This window comes from Leptotrichia trevisanii DSM 22070 (genome assembly GCF_000482505.1).
In the GTDB taxonomy this organism is placed as follows: domain Bacteria; phylum Fusobacteriota; class Fusobacteriia; order Fusobacteriales; family Leptotrichiaceae; genus Leptotrichia; species Leptotrichia trevisanii.
The window spans coordinates 1-26,766 of the sequence record NZ_AXVL01000038.1; the positions used below are offsets into that span (position 1 = coordinate 1).

Annotated in this window: 23 protein-coding genes; 5 read left to right on the forward strand and 18 right to left on the reverse strand. The window is 30.0% G+C overall.

The features are described from left to right. The 3 genes from K324_RS0107305 to K324_RS0107315 all read right to left on the reverse strand — a co-directional run. A partial coding sequence (locus K324_RS0107305; protein WP_026748582.1) for an HAD-IIB family hydrolase occupies window positions 1–602 on the reverse strand: 602 nt, incomplete at its 3' end. A 39-nt stretch (window positions 603–641) separates the two neighbouring features. Further along, on the reverse strand, window positions 642–1,004 hold the full coding sequence (locus K324_RS0107310) for a response regulator (protein ID WP_026748583.1): 363 nt from the start codon (window positions 1,002–1,004) through the stop codon (window positions 642–644). A 150-nt stretch (window positions 1,005–1,154) separates the two neighbouring features. Next, window positions 1,155–1,961, reverse strand: coding sequence for a Cof-type HAD-IIB family hydrolase (locus tag K324_RS0107315; RefSeq protein ID WP_026748584.1), 807 nt, complete (start codon window positions 1,959–1,961; stop codon window positions 1,155–1,157). Window positions 1,962–2,092: 131 nt separating this feature from the next. Here K324_RS0107315 and K324_RS0107320 point away from each other — a divergent pair, with 131 nt between their 5' ends. Beyond that, on the forward strand, window positions 2,093–2,569 hold the full coding sequence (locus K324_RS0107320) for a thioredoxin family protein (protein ID WP_026748585.1): 477 nt from the start codon (window positions 2,093–2,095) through the stop codon (window positions 2,567–2,569). Window positions 2,570–2,696: 127 nt separating this feature from the next. Here the strand turns inward: K324_RS0107320 and K324_RS0107325 are convergent, their stop codons facing one another. From K324_RS0107325 to K324_RS0107335, 3 genes are all read right to left on the reverse strand, one after another. After that, window positions 2,697–3,476 carry a TraX family protein gene (locus tag K324_RS0107325; protein ID WP_026748586.1) on the reverse strand — a complete coding sequence of 260 codons (780 nt, stop codon included), beginning with the start codon at window positions 3,474–3,476 and terminating at the stop codon, window positions 2,697–2,699. Window positions 3,477–3,684: 208 nt separating this feature from the next. Then, window positions 3,685–4,629 (reverse strand): GNAT family N-acetyltransferase, encoded by a 945-nt coding sequence (locus tag K324_RS0107330; protein WP_026748587.1) that lies wholly within the window; start codon window positions 4,627–4,629, stop codon window positions 3,685–3,687. Next, window positions 4,610–5,350 (reverse strand): MBL fold metallo-hydrolase, encoded by a 741-nt coding sequence (locus K324_RS0107335; protein WP_026748588.1) that lies wholly within the window; start codon window positions 5,348–5,350, stop codon window positions 4,610–4,612. The genes K324_RS0107330 and K324_RS0107335 overlap by 20 nt, the downstream gene beginning before the upstream one ends. Window positions 5,351–5,771: 421 nt before the next feature. Here K324_RS0107335 and K324_RS0107340 point away from each other — a divergent pair, with 421 nt between their 5' ends. After that, window positions 5,772–6,635, forward strand: a complete 864-nt coding sequence (locus K324_RS0107340; RefSeq protein ID WP_026748589.1) for a lysophospholipid acyltransferase family protein — start codon at window positions 5,772–5,774, stop codon at window positions 6,633–6,635. Between the two features lie 288 nt (window positions 6,636–6,923). On the opposite strand, the gene K324_RS0107345 is transcribed toward K324_RS0107340, so the two are convergent. The 9 genes from K324_RS0107345 to K324_RS0107385 form a co-directional block, all read right to left on the reverse strand. Beyond that, complete coding sequence (locus tag K324_RS0107345) at window positions 6,924–8,258, reverse strand: B12-binding domain-containing radical SAM protein (protein WP_026748590.1); 1,335 nt, start codon at window positions 8,256–8,258, stop codon at window positions 6,924–6,926. 137 nt (window positions 8,259–8,395) lie between these two features. Next, a complete protein-coding gene (locus K324_RS0107350; RefSeq protein WP_026748591.1) occupies window positions 8,396–9,691 on the reverse strand; it encodes a tetratricopeptide repeat protein in 1,296 nt (431 codons plus the stop codon). Between the two features lie 123 nt (window positions 9,692–9,814). Next, the gene (locus tag K324_RS0107355) at window positions 9,815–11,137 is read right to left on the reverse strand and encodes a B12-binding domain-containing radical SAM protein (RefSeq protein ID WP_026748592.1); all 1,323 of its coding nucleotides are present in this window, start codon (window positions 11,135–11,137) and stop codon (window positions 9,815–9,817) included. Beyond that, window positions 11,134–12,438, reverse strand: coding sequence for a B12-binding domain-containing radical SAM protein (locus K324_RS0107360; protein WP_026748593.1), 1,305 nt, complete (start codon window positions 12,436–12,438; stop codon window positions 11,134–11,136). The genes K324_RS0107355 and K324_RS0107360 overlap by 4 nt, the downstream gene beginning before the upstream one ends. A gap of 622 nt (window positions 12,439–13,060) precedes the next feature. Next, window positions 13,061–14,383, reverse strand: coding sequence for a B12-binding domain-containing radical SAM protein (locus tag K324_RS0107365; RefSeq protein WP_026748594.1), 1,323 nt, complete (start codon window positions 14,381–14,383; stop codon window positions 13,061–13,063). Further along, window positions 14,380–16,296 (reverse strand): GH3 auxin-responsive promoter family protein, encoded by a 1,917-nt coding sequence (locus K324_RS0107370; protein ID WP_026748595.1) that lies wholly within the window; start codon window positions 16,294–16,296, stop codon window positions 14,380–14,382. Before K324_RS0107370 ends, K324_RS0107365 begins: the two co-directional genes overlap by 4 nt. Then, window positions 16,280–17,608: a B12-binding domain-containing radical SAM protein gene (locus tag K324_RS0107375; RefSeq protein ID WP_026748596.1), complete on the reverse strand. Its 1,329-nt coding sequence runs from the start codon at window positions 17,606–17,608 to the stop codon at window positions 16,280–16,282. Before K324_RS0107375 ends, K324_RS0107370 begins: the two co-directional genes overlap by 17 nt. Window positions 17,609–17,724: 116 nt before the next feature. After that, window positions 17,725–18,459 carry a hypothetical protein gene (locus K324_RS0107380; RefSeq protein ID WP_026748597.1) on the reverse strand — a complete coding sequence of 245 codons (735 nt, stop codon included), beginning with the start codon at window positions 18,457–18,459 and terminating at the stop codon, window positions 17,725–17,727. Between the two features lie 471 nt (window positions 18,460–18,930). Continuing rightward, the gene (locus K324_RS0107385) at window positions 18,931–20,139 is read right to left on the reverse strand and encodes a S1C family serine protease (protein WP_026748598.1); all 1,209 of its coding nucleotides are present in this window, start codon (window positions 20,137–20,139) and stop codon (window positions 18,931–18,933) included. A 367-nt stretch (window positions 20,140–20,506) separates the two neighbouring features. Here K324_RS0107385 and K324_RS0107390 point away from each other — a divergent pair, with 367 nt between their 5' ends. The 3 genes from K324_RS0107390 (at window position 20,507) to K324_RS0107400 (ending at window position 24,667) form a co-directional block, all read left to right on the forward strand. After that, window positions 20,507–21,001: a KdsC family phosphatase gene (locus K324_RS0107390; RefSeq protein ID WP_026748599.1), complete on the forward strand. Its 495-nt coding sequence runs from the start codon at window positions 20,507–20,509 to the stop codon at window positions 20,999–21,001. Window positions 21,002–21,397: 396 nt separating this feature from the next. Continuing rightward, window positions 21,398–23,902 (forward strand): DegV family protein, encoded by a 2,505-nt coding sequence (locus K324_RS0107395; protein WP_026748600.1) that lies wholly within the window; start codon window positions 21,398–21,400, stop codon window positions 23,900–23,902. A 57-nt stretch (window positions 23,903–23,959) separates the two neighbouring features. Continuing rightward, the gene (locus K324_RS0107400) at window positions 23,960–24,667 is read left to right on the forward strand and encodes a biotin--[acetyl-CoA-carboxylase] ligase (protein WP_026748601.1); all 708 of its coding nucleotides are present in this window, start codon (window positions 23,960–23,962) and stop codon (window positions 24,665–24,667) included. A 52-nt stretch (window positions 24,668–24,719) separates the two neighbouring features. On the opposite strand, the gene rfbD is transcribed toward K324_RS0107400, so the two are convergent. The 3 genes from rfbD to K324_RS0107415 form a co-directional block, all read right to left on the reverse strand. Beyond that, a complete protein-coding gene (rfbD, locus tag K324_RS0107405) occupies window positions 24,720–25,574 on the reverse strand; it encodes a dTDP-4-dehydrorhamnose reductase (RefSeq protein WP_026748602.1) in 855 nt (284 codons plus the stop codon). A 175-nt stretch (window positions 25,575–25,749) separates the two neighbouring features. After that, on the reverse strand, window positions 25,750–26,169 hold the full coding sequence (locus tag K324_RS0107410; RefSeq protein WP_026748603.1) for a GtrA family protein: 420 nt from the start codon (window positions 26,167–26,169) through the stop codon (window positions 25,750–25,752). A 33-nt stretch (window positions 26,170–26,202) separates the two neighbouring features. After that, window positions 26,203–26,766: HAD-IIB family hydrolase (locus K324_RS0107415; RefSeq protein ID WP_026748604.1), on the reverse strand; the 564-nt coding region annotated here is incomplete at its 5' end.

Sequence of the window (26,766 nt, forward strand, 5' to 3'; positions counted from 1 at the left end):
ACTTCCGCCGCTTTCGCTTTATTACAATCTGCAGGAAAAACCTCCAGACTTCCTTCATTTGCAAATAAAAGACTTATATTCTCCTCACCCACCACTCTTTTTATCTCATTTTCCAGTTCCAGCAATTCATCGTGATCTTCTCCAAGGAAAAAGATTTTTGTAAAGCCTTGTTTTTTAAATTCTTCAGGAGTAATTTGCTGAGGGTATCTAGTTCTGTCAGGCTTCTTATTATAAAAATATTCCCTTAGATCTTCTGTTACAAACCAGTTTGGCCCAGCATATCCAGTTATAATAATATCTTTCCCAAATGACTTGTAATCAATATTCAGAACTTTATCCAAGTATTCTCTTTTCAGCTTATTTGAAAAAATCTCATTCCCATTTTCATCAAAAGCAACAGATCCATGTGAAGTAATTAGTGGAATTTGTACACCAAGTTCATCCATAGCCTCCTTTGCCCCTAAATAATTTCTTCCAGTCGCAATGTAAAACTTAATCCCTTTTTTTAGCAGTAATTTTACAGTTTCCCTAGTAAATTCACTTACTTTATGCTCTGCATTTAAAAGTGTACCGTCCAAATCACTTACAACAGCCTTAAACATTTGATTTTTTCTCCTTCTTTTATTGTGTTTTGATAATTTTTATAAAAATAATTTTGAAAATTCATTCATAAATTCATCTTCGTCAAAAGGTTTTGATAGAAATGCCTTTGCTCCAGCTTCCTTTCCCATTTTCATATAGTTTGGGAACATAACCATTGTGCTGCAAATCATAATTTTAGCTTCCTTATCAAAGTCAGTAATGACTTGTGTGGCTTTTAGCCCGTGCATTCTTGGCATATTTATGTCCATTGTTACAATTTCTGGATTTACCTTTTTGTACATTTCCACTGCTTCCAAACCATCGCTTGCCTCGTAAACCTTATATCCCTGATCTTCCAGAATATCCTTTATATCATCCCTAATATATGGCGTATCATCTACAACCAATGCAATTTTACTCATTATTTCCCTTCACTTTCTAATATTTATATTTTAAAGATTTAATTTTTTTAAATATACTCAAACCCTTTCAAAATCGAACTAATCTAAATTAAACAAAATTAGATTTTAAGTAAGATACTTATAACTTTGAAGTTTAGTTTTAAAGTGATTTTATAAATCAAAGAGTTCTCGCACTTTCTTTGCCATCCCGTCGTTTGCGTTACTTTCGATAATTTCAGTATCCGTCAGTTTTTCAAGCAATCTGTAAATTGAATTTTTCATTGCAAATCCAAGTCCTGTCTGAGTTATCAAGTCGTAATCATTAAATCCGTCCCCAAATGAAACAGCATCTTGTAATGCCATTCCATCTCTTAACAGTAAAAATCCCGCAGCCACAGCCTTATCACAGTCCCTTGAAAAAATTTCCAGACTTTTTTCATTTACAAATACGATATTAACTTTTCCGTTTGTTACTTTTCGTACTTCCTTTTCTATTTCCAGTAATTTTTCATGTTCGCCCAGAAAAAATATTTTTGTAAAAGCAAGTTTTTCAAAGTCATTCCGCTCAATCTGCTCCGGATACTGCTTTCTATTTGACTTTTGGGCATAAAAATAATCTCTGGCATCTTCTGTTACGTACCAGTGATTGCCTGAGAATCCATTCAAAATTATTCCTTTGTCAAATGATTTATAGTCAATCGAAAAAATTTTATCCACATATTTCTGCTCAATATTGTTGACATAAATTTCTACTCCATTTTCATCTACAATTCTGGCACCGTTTGACGTAATCAAAGGAATCTTCAATCCAATTTCGTCCATTATTTCCTTTGCTCCAACATAACCCCGTCCAGTCGCAATATAAAATTTTATCCCTTTTTCCAGCAGCAATTCAATTGTTTCCTTTGTGAACGGACTAACCTTATGCTCTTCATTTAAAAGCGTCCCGTCCAGATCACTTACAACAGCCTTATACATAAAATTTCCTCCTACAATGATTTTAGCACATTACCCCCAAAATTTGAATTAAAAATTTTTTAAACTTGCAAAAACTTGCCTAATAATGATACAATATCAAAAAGAGAAATAAAATTTATGAGGTGAAAGCAATGGGAACATTTGAAGATTATTTAAAATTTGAAGTGACTGAAGCACAAGAAGATAAAAAGCAGCTAAGAATTATAGAAAAAATTTCTTTGTCAAGCGAAACTGAAAAAGCTATCAGAAATATAGATAAAGATATTACAATTATCGCCGTAGCACAAGTTTATTGTCCAGATTGCCGTGCAACTGTCCCTTTCCTAAAAAAATTCAGCGACTTGAATAATAAAATAAAAATTGACTACCGTTCAAGAGAAACTGCCAAAGAATTTTTTCCAAATACAGATGAAAAAATAAAAATACCTACATTAATTTCGTATGTAGATGGGAAATATAATACTTTCTGGAGTGAATTTCCAACTGTGGTAAGAAAAGAAATGGAAAAAAATTCAGAAAATTTTGAAGACATTAAATACAGTTTCAGAATTGGAAAATTTAATGTACAAATTGAAAAAGAACTGGTTGATTACTTGACTTCTTTATAAAATAAAAAAATAAAAAGCAGGGAATAAGAATTTTTTACATTTTTTTCCTTGCTTTATTTGTACACTCCCTCTTTTTTCAAATTCAAACTGATAAGACTAAACAAATCAGAAGCGTTATAGCTTAACTTTAGCTTTTTATTTTCAAAAAGAATGCAAGAATATTCAAAATCCAAAATTGTAAAGGATAAAAAATATAGAAAAACCATTTGTGAATTGGTGCCTTGCTTCCTTTTTTTCCATTGTATAAAAATATGAATGGCAAAAATAAAAATGTTAAACCGTCGCTGTTATAGCAAAAACTATCAAACCATGCTCTTGAATTAGGGTATTTAGCAGGATTTAACGATGGCGTAAATAATGGAATATATAACATATTCAAAACCAAAAATGTTATTACTTGCTTTTTTCTATTTCCATAAAATGCCCAAAAACTAATCATTGTAAACAAAGTCTGTATTCCACCTTCAAGCCCCATGATATAATTTCCAATCACAATAGGAACAAAAGAAAATACCAATCCCAAAATAAAAAGAAAAATTCCTAAAATATTATAAATTACTTTTTTACTACTTCTCCCTTTTTGCAAGAAATAAATTATTGTAAATCCAATCGCAAGACTTAAAAAAATATTATCTATTATTTGATATCTTTCTCCTAGTATAATAAATGAAATTACATTTCCAAATTGCATCAAAATAGCGGCTATCCACAATCTTGCCATATATTTTTTACGATTTCTTGTATGATAAAAGCCTTCCACTGTAAAAAATGCAAATAATGGTGCCACAAATCTTGTGATTAAATGAATCCAAGATGGTAAAAATCCTGAAAATGCAAAAAATACTGAGTCTAAAAACATAAAAAATAAAGCAATATATTTCAACTGATTTGTATTTAATTTTTTCATAAAATCCTCCTCAAATATTATTTTGTAAAAAATTATAACACTTTTATCAGATAAATTTATAATATTTTATATAAAATAATCTTTATTATTAAAAATAAATAAAATATTTTTAAAAATTGAACTAATAAATATAAAATTTTTATATTTGAAAAAATAAGCACATTATTTTAATATATTTAGGTGTTGCACTTTGATTATAAAATTCATATTACAAATTCCAAAGTAAAAATTCCCAATCCTCATCTTTAATTTCTTCATTATTTTTACAATTACAAATTTTTTCATAAAAAACCCTATACATCTTGCTTTTATACTTAAAAACCTTCATTTTATTCAAATTCTTCTCCAAAAACGAGTTTTCATAACTTCCAATCATAAAAAAATCACAATTATAGCCTTTATTTTGAATAAATTTTACAGCTTTTCTAAATTCATTTTTATTTTTTTTCTCATCTGCATTTTTGTTCTTTAAAATAAAATCCGCATACAAAAAATTTGAAATTTTATTAATTTCAGGCATTTCTGGATATCCAAAAAATGCTATCACTTTTCTAAAGTTATACAAAAATTTATAAATTTTTTTATAGTCCATCACAACATATTTTTTATTAGCCTTATTTTTCAAGTGAATTTCAAAATTTCCATAATTTAAAATTTCTTCATCGTTTACTGCCAAATCACCTTTTCTATTATTTTTCAAACTAAAAAATACAATGTTTTTATAAAATTCATAAATTGGCATACTTTTTCGCCTTTTTGTCAAGATTCTTTGTGCTATTTTATTTTCTTCAAGAATAGTCGTAATTACAGTTTTTACTCCACATTTTTTGGCTTCTGTTATTAACATTTTGTAAGGCTTGCCAAAATTGACTTTATTCCGATATTCTTTTTTTATTCTAAATGAATTTAAATACCCGATATTATTTTTAAAAATAGAACAAGCTCCAACACCAACAAGATTGTCATTTTCAGTATCAATTCCTACCACGATAATCGGTGTCTTTTCACTATCTTTTTGCAATGATTCAAATAAATTCGGCACTTTCTCATATTTTACCTGTATAAGCGATTCCATTTCCTCTTCATCCAGAATATTTCTTATTTCATCGCTGTAATTACTATTTTGAATAATTTTAAATTCTATTTTTCTCATCTTTTCCCAGTCTCCTAATTAAATCTCGTGCCGTAATCTCTTTCCCAGTCGCAGGGAAAATTTTATCATAGCCATTCAGAATAATCTTTTTCCAATTTTCAATCAACTCTTCCTTATTCTCCCCAAATAGCGGAATTAATGGAAATTTAAAACATAAGTTCTGAACCATATCCCCACAAAACAAATATTTCTTATTATTTTTTTCATCAAAAACTGCAAGAGAAATCGAATCATTTGAATGTCCTTTTGTTTCAATAATTTCCATATTCCCAAAACCATATTCTGAAAGCAAAATCCTTTCCTGTTGTAAAAAATTAATAAAAATCACTTTTTTCATATCAGTTTTCTCCAATTTTGAAAAGATATTTTTACTAAAATTCTTTTTACTTTTCAATTTTTTAGAAATCTTTTCTGTAAACGGATAAAATCCATTTGGAATAACACTTTTTCCTGTTTCTAATATATTTTCAGAATTTCTATGTGCAATAACTCTAACATCTCCAATTTCATCAATGAGTATTTTCAGATTTCCTACATGATCAGAATGGGAATGGCTTAGAACTATCACTTTTATCTTTTTTATATCTCCAATTTTCTGAATCAGTTTTTTCAAAATTTTTTCCTTTTTCACATTTATCCCTGTATCTAGCAATAAATATTCATCATTTTTATTTTTAAATAAATACAAATTATTTAGACCGATTTTTATTTTTTCTATCATTTTTAGAAAGCTCCTTGGTATTTTAACGAAAAACCTGCCAGTCCAGTAAATAGAACTGACAGGCATAAGGTGGGAAGAACAATGGGAATTTACTTAATTATTTTTGACTGCTAAAAAATAAAAAAGCAGTGATTATAACTGCTAAAACAGTCAAATCCCAGTTCATCATTGAGACCACCTCCCAACATATCGAACATAACATCAAGGTTTGTGAAGCCTTGACAAATGATTATAACATAAAAAAAAGTCCCATTCAATAATGAACAAGACTTTTTTTTCACAATTTGTTATATTCAATCTGTTGGTTTTTACTCAAAAATATTATAACACTTCTAAAGATAAATTTCAATACTAAAAAATTAATTTTTTTTATTTTCTGTGGTATAATTTATTAAATAGATTATATTTAAAGGAGCATTTTATGAAAACAACCATAGATTTTATAATATTCTCAATTTTTTATATTTTTATAAAAATCTTTAATTTTCTTTCACCCAAAATTCGTCTAAAAATATCTGAATTTATTGGTGTTTTGCTTTTTTATCTCATTCCAAAAGGAAGAAAATTGTCGTATCGTAACTTAAATTTGATTTTAAATGAACAAAATAGTTTTAATTATTCAAAGAAAAAAATCAAGGAAATTGCAATAAAATCTTATAAAAATACAGCAAAGTCGTTTTTACTGCCTTTTTGGATATATGAATATTTTGAAAATTTTTCGCCAAAAATATATAGTTCTGAATTACTGGAAAAATTAAAGAGTGAAAATGAACGGATTATTCTTGTTACTTCACATTTCGGATTTTTTCACGCCAGCCTGTTTCCGACGAGAAACGATACAATGTTTATTCCTATTAGAATTATCTCAAACAAATTTATTGAATCTTATATGGATAAAATCCGTTTTAAGAATAACATGACTTATTTTCCAGAACAAAATTACAAATCTTTTTTGAAAAATAAAAATTCAAAGGGCGTTTTTGTGCTTTTAAGTGATGTACAGAAACCAGAAGGTGATAAAATTACTTTTTTTAATTTACCTACCACTAATTCAGGTTTTCCTGCATATTTTTCCAAAAAGGAAAATATACCTATTGTCATTGTCCATAATGAAGTTGATGAAAATAATATTTGCCACATTTTTATAGATAAAGTTATTCAGCCTGAAAATTATGAAAATAGACACGAAATTATGAAATCCATTTTAGCCGAATATGAAAAAATTATCTTAAAACTGCCAGAGCAATGGTTCTGGTTTCAGGACAGATGGCGGGATGGAATCTAACTTTTATTTTTCCTGTCTTTGACTTTCAATATATCTTTTAAAAACTTACTGAATCTGTTCAATAATATAAGGTTTTTTTATTTTCACAAGGGGGCAAGTCCCCCTTTGCTTCAGAACATTTGTTTTATCAAATTCTAAATATAGTCAAACCCATTTAAAATTAAACTGTTAAAAATTATATAGATTTAGGATTTGAGTAAAACAGTTATAACTTTTTATTTCGGTTTTAAAGCAGTTTTACTGTATCTTTGAAATTATCACAATACTTACGGCTTATTTTACTGAAAATTATTTTGGAGCTTCATCCAAGTTTTGTGCATACGGTAAATCATATTTCCCCATAACTTCTTTTTTCAAATTAAAGTTTTGCGCAAAAAATATTGCAAACATTCCCAAATCATGGCTCCGTTTTAACTGCATAAATCCTCTTTTAAGTATTGAACGCCATCCAAAAAAACTTTTTCTTGCATTGGCACATTTTTTGGAAAGTTCATCGGGAGTCTGATCACTTGGAAGAAAGGAAATTCGTCCGTATGGGTATTTTTCATCCAGCCACCATTTTTCACTAAGAAGCCGCTTTTCTTCCTTTAGTTTTCTGTAAATGCCTGTTTTTGGGAATGGTACGAGATGGTTAAAGGCCGCAAAGTAAAATCCATGTTTTTTGGCAAATTTTACCGTTTCATCAAAAGTTTCCTTCGTATCATTTCCATAACCAAATACAAAAGTAGCATAAATTCCGATTCCATAACTATGAATTTTTTCCGTCAGTTCATTTATTTCCCCAACGCCACTTCTCCAGCCTTTCCCCATATCCTTTAAAATATTTGGATTCATCGACTCATATCCAATCAAAATCATTTTGCATCCGCTTTTTTTCATCCAGTAAAGCAGTTCATCATTTTTCGCAATGGTAATAGCCCCTTGCGTTACCCATTTTATATTTAATGGAGCAATCGCCTTGCAAATCTCAATCGCATGTTTATGATCCGCCACAAAATTATCATCAATAAAAAAAACATACTTCTTCCCAGAATTTTTTATATCCTGCACAATTTCCTCAATAGGACGTCTAAAGTACTTTTTCTCATAATAAGAATGAATCGCACAGAAATCACACGCAAAATTGCACCCACGCCCAGTTTCAATTAATGCAAGCGGTGAATATTTCCTATCCTTGTAAATACTCCTGTCAGGCATTGCAAAAGACGTAGTTACCCCATAATACCGTTTTTCCAGCTTATTCTTTCTCAAATCGTTCAACATCTTTGTCCACACGCTTTCTGCATTCCCCAAAATAATCGAATCAAAATGTTCCAGACACTCGTCAGGCTCTACAGTTGGATGATACCCCCCTGCAAGTACCTTTATTCCTCTTTTCTGAAATTTTTTTGCTATTTCGTAAGCCCTTTTGGCAGTATAAGTTTCCACAGAAATCACAACCAGATCTGTATTTTCCTTATAATTTATAAACTCGTTCCTGTCATCCATAAAATTCGTTTCAACATCCTCAGGAGTTAAAGATTTTAAAACTGCAATCATAAGCGGCTCCATATTTTTCCATGTTTTTATATATTTCTGCCCTTTTTTCTTTCCAATGGCTGGCAGTATAAATGTTATTTTCACTGTTTTTCTCCTTTTACGATTTTTTATTATTCAGAATTTTTGTTCCTTTCAAGAAAATATTTTTTTTCAAGATTTTTGTTTTTATCTGTTAATTTTAGTTTACTTTCAATACATTATTCTCATTATATTTCGTTAATTCAATTATTTTCTTCTATCTCCTTGAGTCTATTTAGTAATATAAACTTTCTTTTTTTATTTAATTCTAAAATGTTATTTTCATTAAAAACTTTATAAATCCATTTTTTTTCTTCCTTATAATTTTTATTTACATAATAATACTCTATAACTCTGATTATACCATAAATATTTTTCTGTTTTGCCGACTTATTGTAATATTTAAATGCCTCTTTGATTTCTCCTGAAAGCTGTAAAATTCTCCCTATTCTATATTGGGAATTTGACTCTCCCTTTTTTGCTCCTTCTCTATACCATTTTGTTGCTTCTTTTGTTTCTCCCCGATTTAAATATATATCCCCTAATAATGCAAATGCTCTTTTTTCGCCTACTTTTGTAGCTTCCTCATGTAATTCTGCTGATTTTTCTACATCTTTTAAGTAAATCCTGTATAATTCTGCTAAATAATAATTTATTTTTTTATCATATTTTATTGCTTTTATATACTCTTTTTCAGCTTCTAGATACTGTTTTTTCTCAATAAAATTATCAGCATTATTAAGATACACGAAAATATGTTGCTGTTTTTTATTCCCCGTCATATATTTTACTTTTCCCAACATATTGTCATCCATTTCTTCTACACCTTTTTCGTGTAATTGCTTTTGCAATTTTTTAACTTCCTTTATATTTCTTTTTTCATAATTTATTATCATAAGGTTATAAATTGCGATAGCATTTTTTGAATTTATCAGTGCTTTTCTGAACCATTTTTCAGCTTCATCTTTTTTATTTTCCAAATACAATAATCTTCCAAAATAAATTTCAGAATCAGTATCGCCATTTAAAGCACCTTTTTCATACCATTTCCTTTTCATATTTTCATCATTTATTTTTTCATAACTTTGTCCTAACCAAAATGCTGCATTTATATCCCCTTTATCATAAGCCTTTTCAAAATATTCTATCGCTTTTCCAGTATTTTCAATGTCTTCTAAATACATTCTGCCTATTTCCTGATAGCCTAGAATATTATATTTTACAGCTTCCATGTAAATATTTTCTGCTTCTATGTAATTTTCCTTATTCTTTTCATAAGTAGCTTTATCTAAAAGTTTCAAGTATTTATCACTGTTTTGTATTTCTTCTTCAGTTGGATTTTCAGTTTTACTAAATCCAAATTCATGTAAATATTTTTTATAGCTGAATTTCTCAAGTTCATTTTCATGAATAGAATTTTGATAAAATAATATAGAAAAAACAATTACAACACTTGTTAATAATGTTATAAACAGTTTTATTATTTTTTCTTTTTTCATTCTTAGCATTCCTTTCTTTTTTGAGTCTTTCAAAAAAATAGTTATCTGTTCCTGATAAATTGTTAAAGAAAAAACACAATAAAAATAGTAAAAACTGTCATTAAATAAAATAATCTAAGTCGTTTACTTCTCAAATTTAATCTTCCCATACTTCCTGAATTTCCGTGCATGCTGCCTAGAAAATACTTCCAAAATGAATTTCAGCCCCTTATTCCTAGAAGTTTTCACTCTTCTTAAAATTCGCTTGAAAGTGAAAGTATCAAGCCACAATTTATAAAATTCCTTCTGCAATGTGTCGTAACTCATATTTTTAGGCTTGAATACGACTGTTTCAGTGTCGTAGTAATACCAGTCCTCTGTAAGTAATCTGCCTTCTTCTTTTAACTGATTAAAAAAAGGTGTTCCTGGATACGGAGTAATTATGTTATATCTTGGCACATCTACCCCAATTTCCTCAATAATATCAGGAATTTGGCGAATTGACTCCACTGTGTCAGTTTCCATTCCTATCATAAGTGTGGAAAGGACTGATATTCCATAAGATTGAATCGTTTTTACGAGTTTTTTGTATTCTGCGACATTGTTAAATTTTTTATTTACTCCGTCAAGATTTTCCTGAACAAAACTTTCCAAGCCGATAACCAAGCCTATACAGCCAGATTCTTTCATTAACTGCAAAATTTTTTTATCATTACCAATATTTATTGTTGCAGAAGCAGTCCATTTTATTTTTAATTTCTTCAATTCTTCCATTAGCTGAATGGCGTAATTTCTGTTGCCTAAAAAGTTTGGATCAAGGAATATCCATTTTTTAGGCTTATTCGTTTTTATTTCATTTATCACGTACTCTATGCTTTTTATCTGATTTTTTCCAGAATACATCTTTGTGATGGAACAGTAGGAGCATTTATTAGGGCAGCCGTTGTTTGCGACGATTGTGCCATAATTTTTAAAATATTTTTTATTTTTCAAAAGTTTTCGGTTTAATGGCTTCGGTTCATAATCATTTCCAACAAGATTAAAATATTCTCTTTTTGGAGTTCCATTTGTAAAATCTTCAAGAAACATCGGAAATGAAATTTCAGCAGCTCCCGTAATTACTGTATCAAAATATTGTAATGCCTCTTCTTTCAAAGCTGTCGCATAATGTCCGCCAATTAATGTATGCGCTCCTTTACTTTTCCAAAACTTGGCAATCTCTTTTGCCCTTTTCGATCCTGAAATTACCGAAGAAATACAAATTAAGTCAAATTTTTCGTTTTCATATTTTTTAGAAGTAGCATCCCATTTTTCCACACCTTCATCCACAATAACAACATCAGCATTATACTTTCTGTCAATTAGTGATTCCAGCGTTATTAACGTAATTTGCGGATAATATTTTCTTTTGTGAATCGAGTTGTATTTGTAAATGTTATCCTTTGCTAAAACAAGCATTATTCTCATAATTTTATTCCTTTTTTGTTATAAACTTCTTTTCGATTGATATAATTTACAGCAAGAAATACAAGGGCATGTTTAAAATTGGCAGCACCGTCAAACAGCCTTTTCCAGATACTCGAATGTCTGTTGTATTCCACCTTGCACTTCAAAATTCCCGCCTCAAATTCCTCGATCGTCATATTATATGGCTCAAAGCACGCTTTCCCATAACGAAAGTTCTCATCCAGCCACCATCTTTCATAAAGAAGTCTTCCTTCTTTTTTTAATCTTTCATAAAAAGGAGTTCCTGGTATTGGCAATGCCGGGTTAAAGCCTGCAAGGAAAAATTTATGCTTTTTAGAAAATTCCAAAATTTCATCAAAGCAGTTTTTATCATCATAATCATATCCGATTACATAGCTTGCGTGTACAAGTATCCTGTATTTTTTATAAATATCAATGATTTTTTCATAGTCAAACTTATAATTTGCAACCTTTTTCATCTTCTTAATATTTTTTATATTTATATTCTCAAATCCTAGAAGCATTTCAATACACCCTGCTTCTGACATCAATTTTATCAATTTCTCATCTCTTGCAATATCGATGCTGCCTTGACAAGCCCATTTTATTTTCAGTTTTTTCAATTCTTCAAACAGTTTTAGAGCTTTTTTCTTATTGGCAAAAATATTATCATCCACAAAATAAACAATTTTCGCCCTTTTATTCGTTCTAAAAATTTCCTTTACCTCATTTATCACATTCTCAACATCCCTATGTTGAAAATCTCCTTTGTGAACTGCCCCAATCGTGCAAAATTCACATTGATGCATACAGCCTCGCCCAAACTGAACTGGCACGACAAAAGAATATTTTTTCCCCTTGTAAATGCTCCTATCATAAACAACATTATTAATATCCGGCAATTTTCTACATTCATACCTCTTTTTCGGCACCCCATTTTCCAAATCATTCAAAAATTCATTCCAAGTAACTTCTCCACTTCCCACACAAACCGTATCTGCATGTTCCTGCACTTCATCAGGCATAAGCGAGGCGTGATACCCTCCAATCATCACATAAACCCCACGTTTCCTATAATTTTTTGCTAGTTCATAAGCCCGTCTAGCCGTCATCGTAAACGTAGAAATTACAATTAAATCAACCTCAAGATCCATCGGAATATCCTCAATCCTATCATCAAACAGCATAAGCTCATGTTTAGTCTTATCCGTAAGCCCCGAAAGCACCGCAAAAGCAAGCGGCTCTATCGCATCATTGGAACGTTTTCCCCCCATATTAGGACGTAAAAAAGCTATTTTCATTTTTCTTCTCCTTATCAATAATTTAATTTATTGTCTTAAACATTATAATTAAACTTAAAATCTTATTTATATAAAATTTTTTAATTTTTCTTTTTTTTAATTAGTTTCATTTAACGTAAGGGCATCAAACGCCATGCCCTTTTTTGCAATAAAAGTTATTTTTACATATATAACTTGCTACTACTTAGAGATTAACGGCGAAACGTTCTACGAACTACCCCGCTTTACGCAAAACTTTCTTATAACAGAAAAAGAAAACTCGATTTTTAATAAAGATTATTCCATCTCCTTAATCAACTGTAATTTAAATTGTACTCAAAAATCTCAAACAGTTCTTTTTCTATTAACGAAATTTTGCTTATTATTTTTTTAACATTACAATTGGTATTATTGAATTAAAAATGTCGTGATTTTTTGGAAATAAAAATTACTGTCTGAGCGAAGCGAGTTTAATTTTTATTTTCAAAAAACGCTTAGACAAGCCGGGTTTGCAAAGGGGATGGCGACTGTTCCCCTTTGCTTTATATAAAAAAAGACATAAATATAAATGAAAAAACTACTATTAATCAAAATTTCTTAATAAAAAAATAATTTATATGATTGTTTATTTAAAATTAACTAATTAATCTACATTTGGAATATCAGAATTATCTGTCATTTTTTCAAAAGTAAATTCCTCCAATTTATCGGCATAATGCCTATACCCCAAGTTAGTATTAAGCATAATTGGTGCAATAACGCTGAATCTTGCGATTCTTTTAAAAATTGAGCTTACTTTATAAGTTTCCCTCCAAGCGTAAATTCCACCTTCCTGAAGTTCCTGTGCTGTCATTTTTTTTGGATGAAATACAGCGTGCTGAACATCGTACATTGTCCAGTTTTTTTCAAAAATTCTGCCTTGCTTCTCCAAATCATTGTAAAGTTTTGTTTTAGGAAATGGAGTTAATATAGAGTATCTTGGCAAGTCAACTTTCATTTTTATTACTTCCTCCACCGTTCGCTTGAATATATCCTTATCATCGTCATCTGCACCGAATGTAAAAGTTCCGTTTACAGCAATATCATAATGATGCAGCTTTTTCATAAGCAAATGGTAATCAGCCATAACATTTACCCCTTTATTCATAGCCCGCAGCGATTCTTTCGAGACAGCTTCAAATCCAATAAGCAAGCCTTTACAGCCACTTTTTGCCATTAACCTTATCATTTCGTCATCGTGAACAAGGTTGGAAGTTGCCAGCCCAAACCACCATTTTTTGAGAGGTGTCAATTCAATAAACAGTTTTTTAGCATAATTTTTGTCAGCAATCAAATTTAAATCTATAAACAAAACTTCTTTTTTCTTAAAAGTCTCAATTTCCGCAATAATTTCATTAATTGGTCTTTTCAGTAATTTGGGGTATAAAGCCTTCCCAACGCAGAAGGAACAGTCGAAAGAACATCCTTTTGTAGCTTCAATGCTATTTATGGAAATATATCTTTCCTTTTTCAAAAGTTCCCTTTTTGGTAATTTCAAATTTTCCAGGCTATTTTCCTTCTGCACATAAAATTTCTTTAAACTGTTATTTCTCGCATCTTCCATTATTTCCGTAAAAAGCCATTCAGAACGCCCAATTACAACAGAATCACAATGTTGTATCGCCTCTTCTGGACAAAGCGTAGGATGAGGTCCGCCCAAAATTACTTTTTTTCCTTTGCTTTTAAAGTATCTTGCGTATTTATACACTCTTTCCGAGGTTCCCGTAATAGAAGTCATAACAACAATATCCGCATCCAGTTCAAGCGGTATTTTTTCAATCGTTTCATCATGAATTACAACTTCGATGTCTTCTGGAATATACGCCGCAAGTGTCGATAATGTGAGCGGTGCATAGTGAATCGCCTTCTTAAATGTTCCATTAAATCTGTACATTGCCCCTGCTGGTGCCAGTAATGCCACTTTCATTCTCCAAATCCTCCTGCAAATTTATTTTCCCAGCCAAAATTTTTATCTAGCAGCCGATATTTTATATCGCCTATTTTCTGCTTTTTCGATTTTTCAGCCGTATAAGTCTTTAATCCATCCTTTTCTATTAAAAATACTCTTACTTTTCTCAACTGCCCCAATTTATACGCATATTCATAATGAAATGCTTTGCATAAACTGCTGTTAATTTTATTTTCAATTTGTTTCCAATTAAATTTTCTGCCATCTTTTTTTATTTCTAAAAATAAAGTATAAAAAATTTCCCCTGTTTCATTTTTTACTGGTGCAAACAGTAAAAATTCCCTCTTTATATTATTTTCTTCCAATGTTGTTAAAACCTGCTTTTCCACAAACGAATTTTTTAATTTTTCCCCCACAATGTCAGAAAAATTATTTATTCTACCAACAAACTTTACAATCGGAATTTTATGATAAAATCCTGTAACTTCCACAATATCATTCGTATTATATCTGTAAAGCCCAGCATTTGTCGTAACAACAACGCAATAACGCTCTCCCAGCTCCAATTCATCCAAAAGTTTTGGACTCCTGTTTTCCAGCTTATCATCAGAAACCTGAATAAATTCATAAAAAAACGAGTTATAGGCAATAGCGCTCCCATTTTTCACATTTTCCAGCGGAAAACTTACGATGCATTCTGTTGACATAAGCCCTTTTCCCTGAAATTTCAAATTCATGTTTTTTTTATTGGGATTCAGTTTTTCCTTCAATTTCATAAAAATTTCATAGGAATCACTATCCGCCCAGCAGCTCACAAGCGAAAGCTTTTCCCAAATCACAGAGTAATCCACAAAGTTTTCCACAATTTTATTTCCTAATTTAGTTTCCAAATTCTTATTTTCAGCTATAATTTCATTCTCGTTATTTTTTTCCGTAATTTCTAAATTCTGAGTTTTATCATTTTTACTCAAAATATTTTTTTCATATTTCTCAAAATAATTTATCAAAAATTTACTTCTATTTTTTTTCCACAATTTCCTATACTTTTTCTTAATAATCTGAAAATACTTTTTATTTTCCAAATTTTTATCGGCAAAAAACTCAGCATCTAAATCCTCACTTTTTACAATTTGACAAATCACTTTATGATTTTTTTCAATAAAATCAAGCAAAATCATAAGAAACGATGGACTCCAGACAGAAATCATCGTAAGATGTTCTGACAAAAGCAGAAACACCGCTGTAATCAGCAAAAAATCCTCCATATTCTGAATATTTTTTATCTCTTTCGGAACTGTAAACAGTTTATTTAAAAAAAATCCAGAAACTTTATCAAAATACGAAGTATCATCTTCGATTCCCACACGGATTCCTCCGCTAGTTACAACTTCTCGCTTTAAAATGGGAGAAACAGACCAGTAGGAACTTCCAAAAAAAAGTCTTTTATTATTTTGATATAAATTGTAAATCCATGCAAAAACGCCATTCATATAGCTTTTCAAAAATTTCTCGGTGTATGGAATATATTTCACATCGGATGTGCTCCCGCTCGTAAGTTCAAATAGCTTAATTTTATCACTCAAAAGAACATTGTTTTCCCCACTTTTCTCCTTTTCCACAAACTCCTTAATATCCTCATAATTCACAATCGGAATTTTATTCTGAAATTTTTCTATTAATTCTTTTTCATTTTCTGCATTTAAAATTTGGCTTTCTGTTTCAAAAGTTTTTAAATATTCTGTATTTTTATTAGTTTTCAATATTTCCAAAAGTATTTTTACTTGCGTTTGCCGAATTTTACTTTTACTTTTTATATTGGAAACAAAATCTTTGTAGGATTTTTTACAAAAAAATATGAATAATCTGTTTAAAATCACATATTTTAAATTTTTTACTTCATAAAATTTACTTTTTTTACCGAATTTTTTCATCTAAATTATCTCCAATTGGCAAATCCTGAAATTTCTTTATAACAGCCTTCTGCCCAAAGCTCAAAAACAAATACATAATGGAAAATGGTATATTTTTTGTCCTTTTTAACACATCAAAGGTTCTTCCCAAAATATTTTTTACAGAATGATATGCATATCTTACTGCAATACACCTGTCACGAAACTCATTTGTAGAAATATCATAAGGCTCAAAAAATAAATATGAATATTTTTGTGGCTCCAGCCACCACTTTTTGTACAAAAGCCTTCCTTCCTTTTCCATTTTAAAATAAAGTTCGGTATTTGGGAAAGGTACGAGGTAGTTAAACTGGACAAATTCCAGATGATTTTTCTGTGCAAATTTTACAGTATCTTCAAACGTAGTGCCGATTTTTTCTTCAAACCCAAAAACGAATGTGGCATAAATTCCAATGTTGTATTTATGTATAATCCGTGTTGATTCCTCAATATCTCCCAGCTTGTAGCTCCATTCCTTTTTCATATTGTCAAGAGCCTCTTTATTTATTGACTCATATCCTATTAAAATAAAAAGGCATCCGCTATCTCGCATAGCCGCAAGCAGTTTCTCGTTTTTTGCCATCGTTATCGCCCCTTGCGAAATCCATTTTTTCTTTAACGGCTTTATCTTCTCACAAAGCTCCAACGCATATTTCGGATCTGCAACAAAGTTATCATCAGCAAAAAATATATATTTTGACTTTATATGCTTCAATTCCTCAATTACACTATCAACAGGTCTTTTAGCATACCGTTTCTTATTAACTGCCGAAATTGCACAAAATTCACAGTGATGAGGACACCCACGTCCAGTTTCCACAACTGAAATTAAATATTTTTTCTTAAAAATACTTCTGTCTGGTATTAAAAATTTATTGCTAAGCCCCCCAATATACAGTTTCTTTTCCGTTCCATTCCTATAATCCTTAATAATTTTCCCCCAAATATCGTCAGCATATCCTGTAACTACAGAATCTGCATACTTCATAGCCTCATCTGGCACAAGCGAAGCATGTGTCCCCCCAACAATAACCTTTTTTCCTTTTTCCCTAAATTTTTTAGCAATCTCATATCCGTGCCGTGCCGTATAAGTTTCCAAAGTAATTACAACAACATCTGCATCATTATCATAGTCAATCGCCTCAATCCTCTCATCAATCAGCTCACACTCAATATCATAAGGAGTTAATGCCCGCAAGTAAGCAAACGTAAGCGGCTCAAACGTCCTCAACTGAAAAATATATTTCTGTCCCTTTTTCTTTCCAAATCCAGGATAAATAAACAACATCTTCATAAAATTCACCTTTTTTATTTATTTAACTTCCAATATTTTATCATAAAAATCATTGAAATTTATTTTTTTAAAAAATCAAATTTTACTTTTTGAATCAAACTATTTAGTTTTAAAAATTAAAAAATTTCCTTCAAAACCCGTTTTCCCAAATTTGTTAAATTATCAAAGGAAATTTCGGCAAGGCACACCAGCTCATCGCCTTTCTGATAGTTGGGATTTTTTTCTAAAAAAAACTGTATATTTTTATTTTTCAACTGCTTTTCCGAAAGTACAACGACATTTTCCCTCAAAAAGTCATTTGTTCCATCGTTTTTAACAATTCCAATTTTCTTGTTGTATCTATTACCATATATTTTTTCAGCATAAATATCTTTTATTTTTTTCTCCATCTCACTTTCAGTATAATCCGCCTTTGGACAAAAATTTTTAAAGTACGTCGGAAGATACATGTATGTCTTTATCCCTTTAGAAATCAAGAACCAATAAGTTTTCACACCATTTTTCATATTTTTTTCACTTTCCAAAAGGCAGTATTTTATCCATTCCTTCTGAAATTCAATTCCCCACGAAAATCCCTTTTCAATAATAGTATCCCCAGAAAAAAATCCAGCTATTCTTTTTTTCTCAGAATCTTTACCGTTTTTAATATTTAATTTCATTTTTTTTATTGTAGAAAATCCCTTTAATTCATTATTTTCAAACAACAGAAAAACATCATTTTTATCATACAAATCTCTTAAAAATTTATCTTTTTTCATATTTTCATAATGTTTTTTCATAAGTAAAAACATATTTTTCACAATTTTATTATTACCTTTTATATCTTTTACAGCAAAAATCTTACATTCCATCGCTAAAAACTCCTTTTTTCTTTATAGTAAAATCAAATTAATTTTGATAAAAATTTAAACATTCTATACAATTAATATAAATTATACCCCATATTTTATAAATATTATTTAACTATTTAATCATTTAATTAAATCATTCTTTTAAGTTTATATTTTGGATTATTTTGTTTAATAATTGTTTTTTCTTAATTTTATTTATATTCAAAATTTATTTTAAGCAAGGACATCAGGTACCATCTCCCTGTACCCATGCTTCTCGAATTTCAATTTTAATTATCAAGATAGTGATTTGTGGCAATGAGAAATCCTGGAAAAATATAAAAAGAAAAAAATAGTAAAAACTGTTATTAAACAAAATAACCTAATACTAAATTTGAAAAATAAAAATACCCTAACATAAATTTAGAGTATTTTTCTTATTTTCAATATTAATATTTGTATGTTCAAAATCTACAACAAATTAATGAGAGCCTATCTTCCAAGCTGCTGCTGTCTTTGCTGTATAAAACGCTGTTGTTCAATAGCACTAGGAGTTTTTACAAGCGTTACTGCTACCTCTGTTGCCTGTCCATTTCTGTATACAGTTAATTTTATAGTTTGTCCAACTTTTTTAGCGGCTATTTCTCCAACGAATGCTCCAGCAGAATTTACTTCTTTTCCGTCAACAGCTGTAATAACGTCATTTTTAGTTATTCCTGCCACTGCGGCTGGGCCATTTGGAACAATATCGCTTATAAATACTCCATTTGAAGATTTTAGATTAAGAGCTTTTACTTTATTTTCATCTAAATTGTTTAAATATACACCAATATATGGTTTTTCAAATTTACCGTTTGCAATAATTGAATCTTTTACAGTCATTACCAAGTTTGCCGGAATTGCAAATCCGATTCCTACACTTCCTCCGCTTTGTGAATAAATCGCAGTATTTACTCCAATAACCTTGCCTGTTATATCAATTAGTGGCCCTCCACTGTTTCCTTGATTGATTGCGGCATCAGTCTGAATAAAGTTTTCAATTTCTTCAATTCCTAACGAGCTACGTCCAGCGGCACTTACAATTCCCACTGTCATTGAGTCGTTTAGTCCTAATGGATTTCCAAAGGCGATTGACCATTGTCCGATTTGGACTTGATCTGAGTTTGCAAATTCCAGTGGTTTGAAAGTTTCGTTTGAGTCAATTTTTAATACAGCGATGTCAACTTCTGGTGAAGTTCCTACAAGTTTTGTACGATATTCACGTCCATTTGAGAATTTTACATAAATTTCATCTGCACCGTCGATAACATGGTTATTTGTAACAATATATCCGTCCTTTGAAACAACAAATCCTGAACCAAGTGAACCTGACTCACGTTTTTCCTGCCCGCCAGAACGTCCGTATAACAGTTCTTCCAGCGGATTGTAAGTATTTACTGTAACAGTCTTTTTAGTTCTGATATTTACAATCGAATCCTTAACGCTGTTATGCACGCTCACAAAGGCATCCTGCGTCTGTACCGCATTTTTAGTATATTTTTGCAAATCCTCCTGAGAAATGCTTTTTTGCTGCTCAACATTTGCCATATTATTTGTATTGCCTGAATTATTTTCAGTTTTATTGGAACAGCTTAAAATTAAAAATAACATTGAAAATAAAGCAAATTTTTTATTCCCCTTTTTTAAATTTATTTTTTTCATATCTATTACCTCGATTCTTCCTATTTTTTGATTGTACCTATTTTAGAGAATAAAAGTTTATTATCCTTATGAGTTTTATTTGAATTTCATTTAATTAACTATTTTTATTACTGTCATTTTTTCAAAATTAAATATATTTAAAATTTTATAGCCATATTCAATTTTTCAAAAATAGAACTGATAAAAACTAAATAAATATTAGGTTTGAGTACAATAATTATAACTTTTCAATTCTGTTTTTAAGTGGTATTACTAAAATATATCATATTTTTTAGTTTTTTCAAAATTTCATCATAAAATAAATTTGAACAATAAGCCTATGTTATGGTATAATAATAACAAGCTATATATAAAAAATGGAGAAAAAATGATAAAATTAATTTTACTGGATGTAGATGGAACACTTACTGATGGCGGTATCTACCTTGGGAATAGCGGCGAAGAATTAAAGAAATTCAACGTAAAGGACGGCTATGCCATTGTAAATGCACAAAAATTAGGCATTAAATTTGGAATTATTACGGGCGGAAAATCTGAACTGGTAAGCAAACGTGCCGAAAGGCTTAAAATAAAATACCTGTATCAGGACATTTCAGAAAAAACTGTTATTTTAGATGAAATAATGCAAATCACAGGACTTCAAAAAGAAGAAATTGCCTATATGGGTGACGATTTAAATGATATAAAAATTATGAAAAAAGTAGGCTTTTCTGGAACTCCACTAGATGGAGTAAATGAAGCAAAAATAATAGCAGACTTCATTTCTACTAAAAACGGCGGAGAAGGAGCAGTGCGGGAATTTATCGAAACTATCTTGAAAAAAGATAAGTTATTTCAAAAATTTCTAATAAACGTAAAGTAACACAAATTTTAGGAAATTTTAAAGTAAATTTTTTTAATTATTCAAATAAGTCGTTTTGATTAATAATTGTTTTTTCTTAATTATATTTGGTTTAATTAAATTAAAAATGTCGTGATTTTTTGGAAATAAAAATTACTGTTTGAGCGAAGCGAGTTTAATTTTTGTTTTCAAAAAATGCTTAGACGAGCGAGGATTGCAAAGGGGATGGCGATTGTTCCCCTTTGCTTTATAAAAAAGAAAAACATAAAAATAAAGTGAAAAACAATTATTAGATAAATTAACCTAAAAATAAAAACTAGAAAAATGACTTATCTAAATACTTAATACTTAAAGATGTATTAAAAAAAATATGTTATTAATATAAAAAAATATAAAATTATTTTTTAGGAGGAAATAATGGCAATAAAATATTTGGACGCCAAGAGGCTAAAATTAGTGTTCATTGGTGGAGGAAAATGGGTTACAAAACATGAGGACTTATTAAATGAATTAAATGTTTATCCAGTGCCTGATGGAGATACTGGGAGCAATATGTCAATGACATTAAATTCTATGATAAATGATTTGGAAGAAAAAACAGATGATAAAATAAAAATGCCTGAACTTGTGGAAGTAGTTGAAGAAGCTGTACTGATGGGAGCTAGAGGGAATTCGGGTACAATTTTATCACAAGTGATTACAGGATTTTTAAAGGGTATAGGTGAAAAGGTTAAGTTATTACCAAAAGATGTCGCCGAGGCTCTTGTAAGTGCTAAAGAAACAGCGTATAATGCCGTAAGTGAGCCAATTGAGGGGACAATGCTGACTGTTATCAGAAAGATTTCTGAAAAGGCGATGGAATGTGCTGATAAATTTGAGGATTTAGTTGAATTTTTAAGAGAAATTGTGGAGGCCGGGGAAAAAGCGGTGGAAGAAACACCTGACTTGCTTCCAAAATTAAAAGAAGCTGGAGTAGTTGATGCCGGTGGAAAAGGATTATTTTTCTTTTTTGAAGGGTTCTATAAAGTTACAACGGAACTGAACTTGCTGGCTGAATTAAAAAAGGCTCAAGTAAAAGAAACTGAATTTGACAAGACAATAGCAAATATTGATCACGATCCTGAAAGCATACATTTTCAATATTGTACAGAATACATCATTCTAAATGGGGATTTTGACACAGATGAGTACAAAAAACGTGTACTTGAACTGGGAGATTCTGCGGTATTTGCACAAACTTCCAAAAAATTCAAGACACATATTCACACAAACCATCCTGGAAAGGCAATAGAAATTGCATTGGAATATGGGCCGCTTGAAAAGATGAAAATAGAAAATATGAAATTGCAGCATGATAATCTGCAAATCTTTAGCGAAAAGGACGAAGCAAAAATCTTTGTAAATCCAAAAATTGATAAAACAAAATCTGCATTCGTGATTTTGGCTGATTCTGAAAACTTGAAAGATGAATTTTTGAAAATCGGTGCAGATGTGGTAATTCTTGGAGGGCAAAGTAAAAATCCGAGCGTTCAGGAAATTTTAAATGCAATTGATAAAACCGAAAAGGAAAATGTTTATGTCCTGCCGAATAATAAAAATGTTATCACAACAGCTAAAATGGCAGCCGAAAAAGCTCAAAAAACCGTGATGGTTCTGGACACAAAAACAATGCTTGATGGATATTATTTCCTAAAAAATAAGGAAATTGACATTGACGAAGTGAAGGAAGCTGCTGCAAGAAACTATTCTGTAGAAATTACAAAAGCTGTAAGAGATACAAAAGTAGACGACTTGACAATAGCAAAAAATGACTTTATAGGACTTGTAAACGGAAAAATAAAATATGCAAAAAAATCATTAAAAGATATTACAGATGTGATATTAGCTGATTTGATAACTAAAAACACTATAACAACAGTCGTTGTAAGTGGAAATGAAAAAGATGAAAAATCGCAAAAAAATATTGAGGAAAAATTAACAGAAATAAAAACAACTGTAATTGACGGAAATCAGGAAAACTATTACTACTACTTCTACATTGAAAATAAAGATCCTAATATGCCTGAAATTGCTATTTTAACTGATTCTGTGTCAGACTTGACAAATGAGGATATTGAAGGCTTGCCAATAAGAATTGTACCTTTGAAAATTGATATAAATGGAGAGCTTTATAGAGATGGTGTAGAAATCACAAAAACTGAATTTTGGCACGAAATGCTTGATAATGATGCAACAATAAAAACATCTCAGCCATCACCGCAGGACTTTTTAAATGCCTACAATAAATTATTTGAAAAAGGGTATAAAAAAATAATTTCTATTCATCCATCTTCAAAATTGAGCGGAACAATACAAGCCGCAAAAGTTGGAAGAAGTTTGACAAACAGGGAAAATGACATTGAGCTGATTGATAGTCTGGGGGCTTCATTGCTGCAAGGATTCCTTGTATTAGGAGCTGCTGGAAAATCTGTAAGAGGTGAAAGTTTTACAGAAATTATCAACTGGGTAAATAACTTTAGGACAAAAGGTAAACTGCTTATGATTATTCCAGATTTGAAATATCTTGAAAAAGGCGGAAGAATCGGAAAGGCAAGTTCAACAATAGCAGGGGCATTAAATATGAAACCTATTCTAACTGTAAATCAAGGGGAAGTTACAGTTGAGAAAAAGGTTCTGGGTGAACGTAATGCACAAAAATACATCGAAAAATACATTGAGCGTGAAAGCAAGAAACAAAGTATCGTTCTTATGAGCGGTTGGGGTGGAACTCCGACAGAGCTTGAAAATGTAGTGAGAATTTATTCAGAAGTGGAAAATAATCCAAAAATAAATTCATTAATATTAAACAGAGAAATTGGAGCAGTAATTGGAGCTCATGCAGGCCCTGTTTACGGAATATTCATATTTCCAAGATTAAGTTAATGAATTGATAAAATTAAATTTTATTTTAAAGTTAATCAGGTAGAAAGAGGTACACCTTTGAAATTTAAATTTTTTGATGAAATAAATTCGACAAATATATATTTAAGACGACAATTGAAATTAGAAGAATTTGAAGTTATAGTTGCAAAAAAGCAAACAGATGGAAGAGGTAAGAGGGATAGTGTATGGATTTCAAACGAGGGGGCGGCGCTATTCTCCTTTGCCGTTAAGGATGACATTGAATTGGATGAAAAAATAACAATTTTTGCAGGCTACATTGTCCACGAAGTATTAAAAAAGTATATAAGCAGTCAAGATAAACTAACTTTCAAATGGCCAAACGATATTTATTACGAAAATAAAAAAATGTGCGGAATTTTATGCGAAAAAGCAAGAAACCACATAATAATAGGAATTGGAATAAATATTAATAACACTGACTTTGGAATGTTTCGTGAAAAAGCTGTTTCGCTTGTGGAAATCACTGGAAAAATTCATCCCATACAGCAAATTATAGAAGAAGTCGTATCAAATTTTGAGAATCAATTTCATAGCTTAAATAAAAATTGGGAAAATGTATTAAAAATTGTAAACGAAAATAGCTACTTAAAAGGGAAAAAAATAAGAATAAAACAACGAAATGGAAAGTTTTCAGAAAAGGAATACAGATTTTTACGTGTAGATAGAAGAGGTAGAATTTCGCTTATTGCCAGAGGTGATAGTGATGAAGCGAAGTTTACTTCATTGGAGTTTAAAGTTATATAAAATAAAAGGAATATTGCTCCATGACTTAGAGATAAATATTCCTTTTTTAGTGCTATTTTTTTATTATTCCCATTTCTATTAAATATCTGTCAATCCCGTTTTTCCAATCTGGAATCTTCTCTCCCAACAGTTTTTCAACCTTCTCAGAAGATAACTTTGAAAAATGAGGCCTTTTGGCAGGGAGATTGAAATCTTCTGTTTTCGCAGTTTCAAGAGTCCCTTTCCAACCTATTTTTTCCAATACATATTTTGCCTGATCATATTTACTGGCAGTCCCATTATTTGTAATATGATACAACCCAAATTGTCCAGTCTGTATCAATTTCCACGAAAATTCTGCCAAATCCTTTGAATATGTGGGTGCAGAAATCTGATCATCAACTATATTTAATGTATCACGATTTTTACTCCAGTTGATGACTTGGGTATTAAAATTATTGTTAGCTTTTCCCAAAACCCATGATGTTCTTATTACAAAGGATTTTTTATAATTTTCCAATACTAATTTTTCTCCATTCGCCTTTGCAAGTCCATAATGCGATGTAGGAGTAGGAATATCATCTTCTACATAACTTCTTCCCTTTTTTCCATCAAATACAAAATCAGTTGAATAAGTTACAAAAATTGCATTTATTTTTTTAGCAAATTCTGCTAGTTTTTGGGGTGCCTGCTCGTTTAGCAAAAAGACTTTATCGTCATTTTCTGCTTTATCCACATCATTATACGCAGCACAATTTATTATGTGTGTAAAATCATTGTTTTTTTCAAAAAACTTTTCTAAATTTTCTTCACTTGTTATATCTAGTTCCTGATAATCAGTTGCCATATATTTTATATTCAGATTATCAAATAGTGTTTGGAAGTCATGTCCTAGTTGGCCGTTGGAGCCAGTTAATAGTATTTTCATATTATATTTTACCCTTTCTTTAAAAATATACTCTAAGAAGGAGTAGTTTTTTTAATTAGATAAATATAATAGTGATAATAAATAATTTACTACTCCTTTTGTTATTATATAAAAAAATTTAAAATAAATCTAGTATTTTAGTTTAAATAGAAATATTTTTTATAACATTTATTTTCTAAAGTTTTTCAGCTAAATATTTTATAACAAAAAAGTTTAGTATCATAGTAATTGGAGTTATTAAAAGTTTTATAATTAGTTTTAATGAACTAAAATTAATATTATTTTTAATAGCCAATATATATAATATTTGTGCTAATGAAGATATAAAAAATATTAATATCATCTGATATAAAAAATATATTATATATTTCTGTTTTATTGAAAATCCTTTTTTATTCTCTTTGAATATTTTTTTTGTAGAAACTATGAAAACAAAAGTTATTGCTGGTATAGAGCTTAATATGTTTGAATACAGTATTTTAAGATTAAATATACCAGTTAATATTAAGTATAATCCAAAATCTATAACCCATCCAGTTCCTGATATAAATAGAAATTTTATAAATTGTATAAAAATTTTTTTTAAATTTTTCAAAGTAATCCTTTCTTATTCCTATATTTTTATTTTTTATAAATTAAATAGTTCTCGTACCTTTTTTGCCATCCCATCATTTGCATTGCTTTCAATAACTTCTGTATCTGTCAATTTCTCAAGCAATAAATAAATCGAATTTTCCATTGCAAATCCAAGTCCAGTTTCTGTTATCAAATCATAATCATTCAGTCCATCCCCAAATGAAACAGCGTCCTTCAATGTTAATCCATCTCTTTCCAGCACCACTTCCGCCGCTTTCGCTTTATTACAATCTGCAGGAAAAACCTCCAGACTTCCTTCATTTGCAAATAAAAGACTTATATTCTCTTCACCCACCACTCTTTTTATCTCATTTTCCAGTTCCAGCAATTCGTCGTGATCTTCTCCAAGGAAAAAGATTTTTGTAAAGCCTTGTTTTTTAAATTCTTCAGAAGTAATCTGCTGAGGGTATCTAGTTCTGTCAGGCTTCTTATTATAAAAATATTCCCTTAGATCTTCTGTCACAAACCAGTTTGGCCCAGCATATCCAGTTATAATAATATCTTTCCCAAATGACTTGTAATCAATATTCAGAACTTTATCCAAGTATTCTCTTTT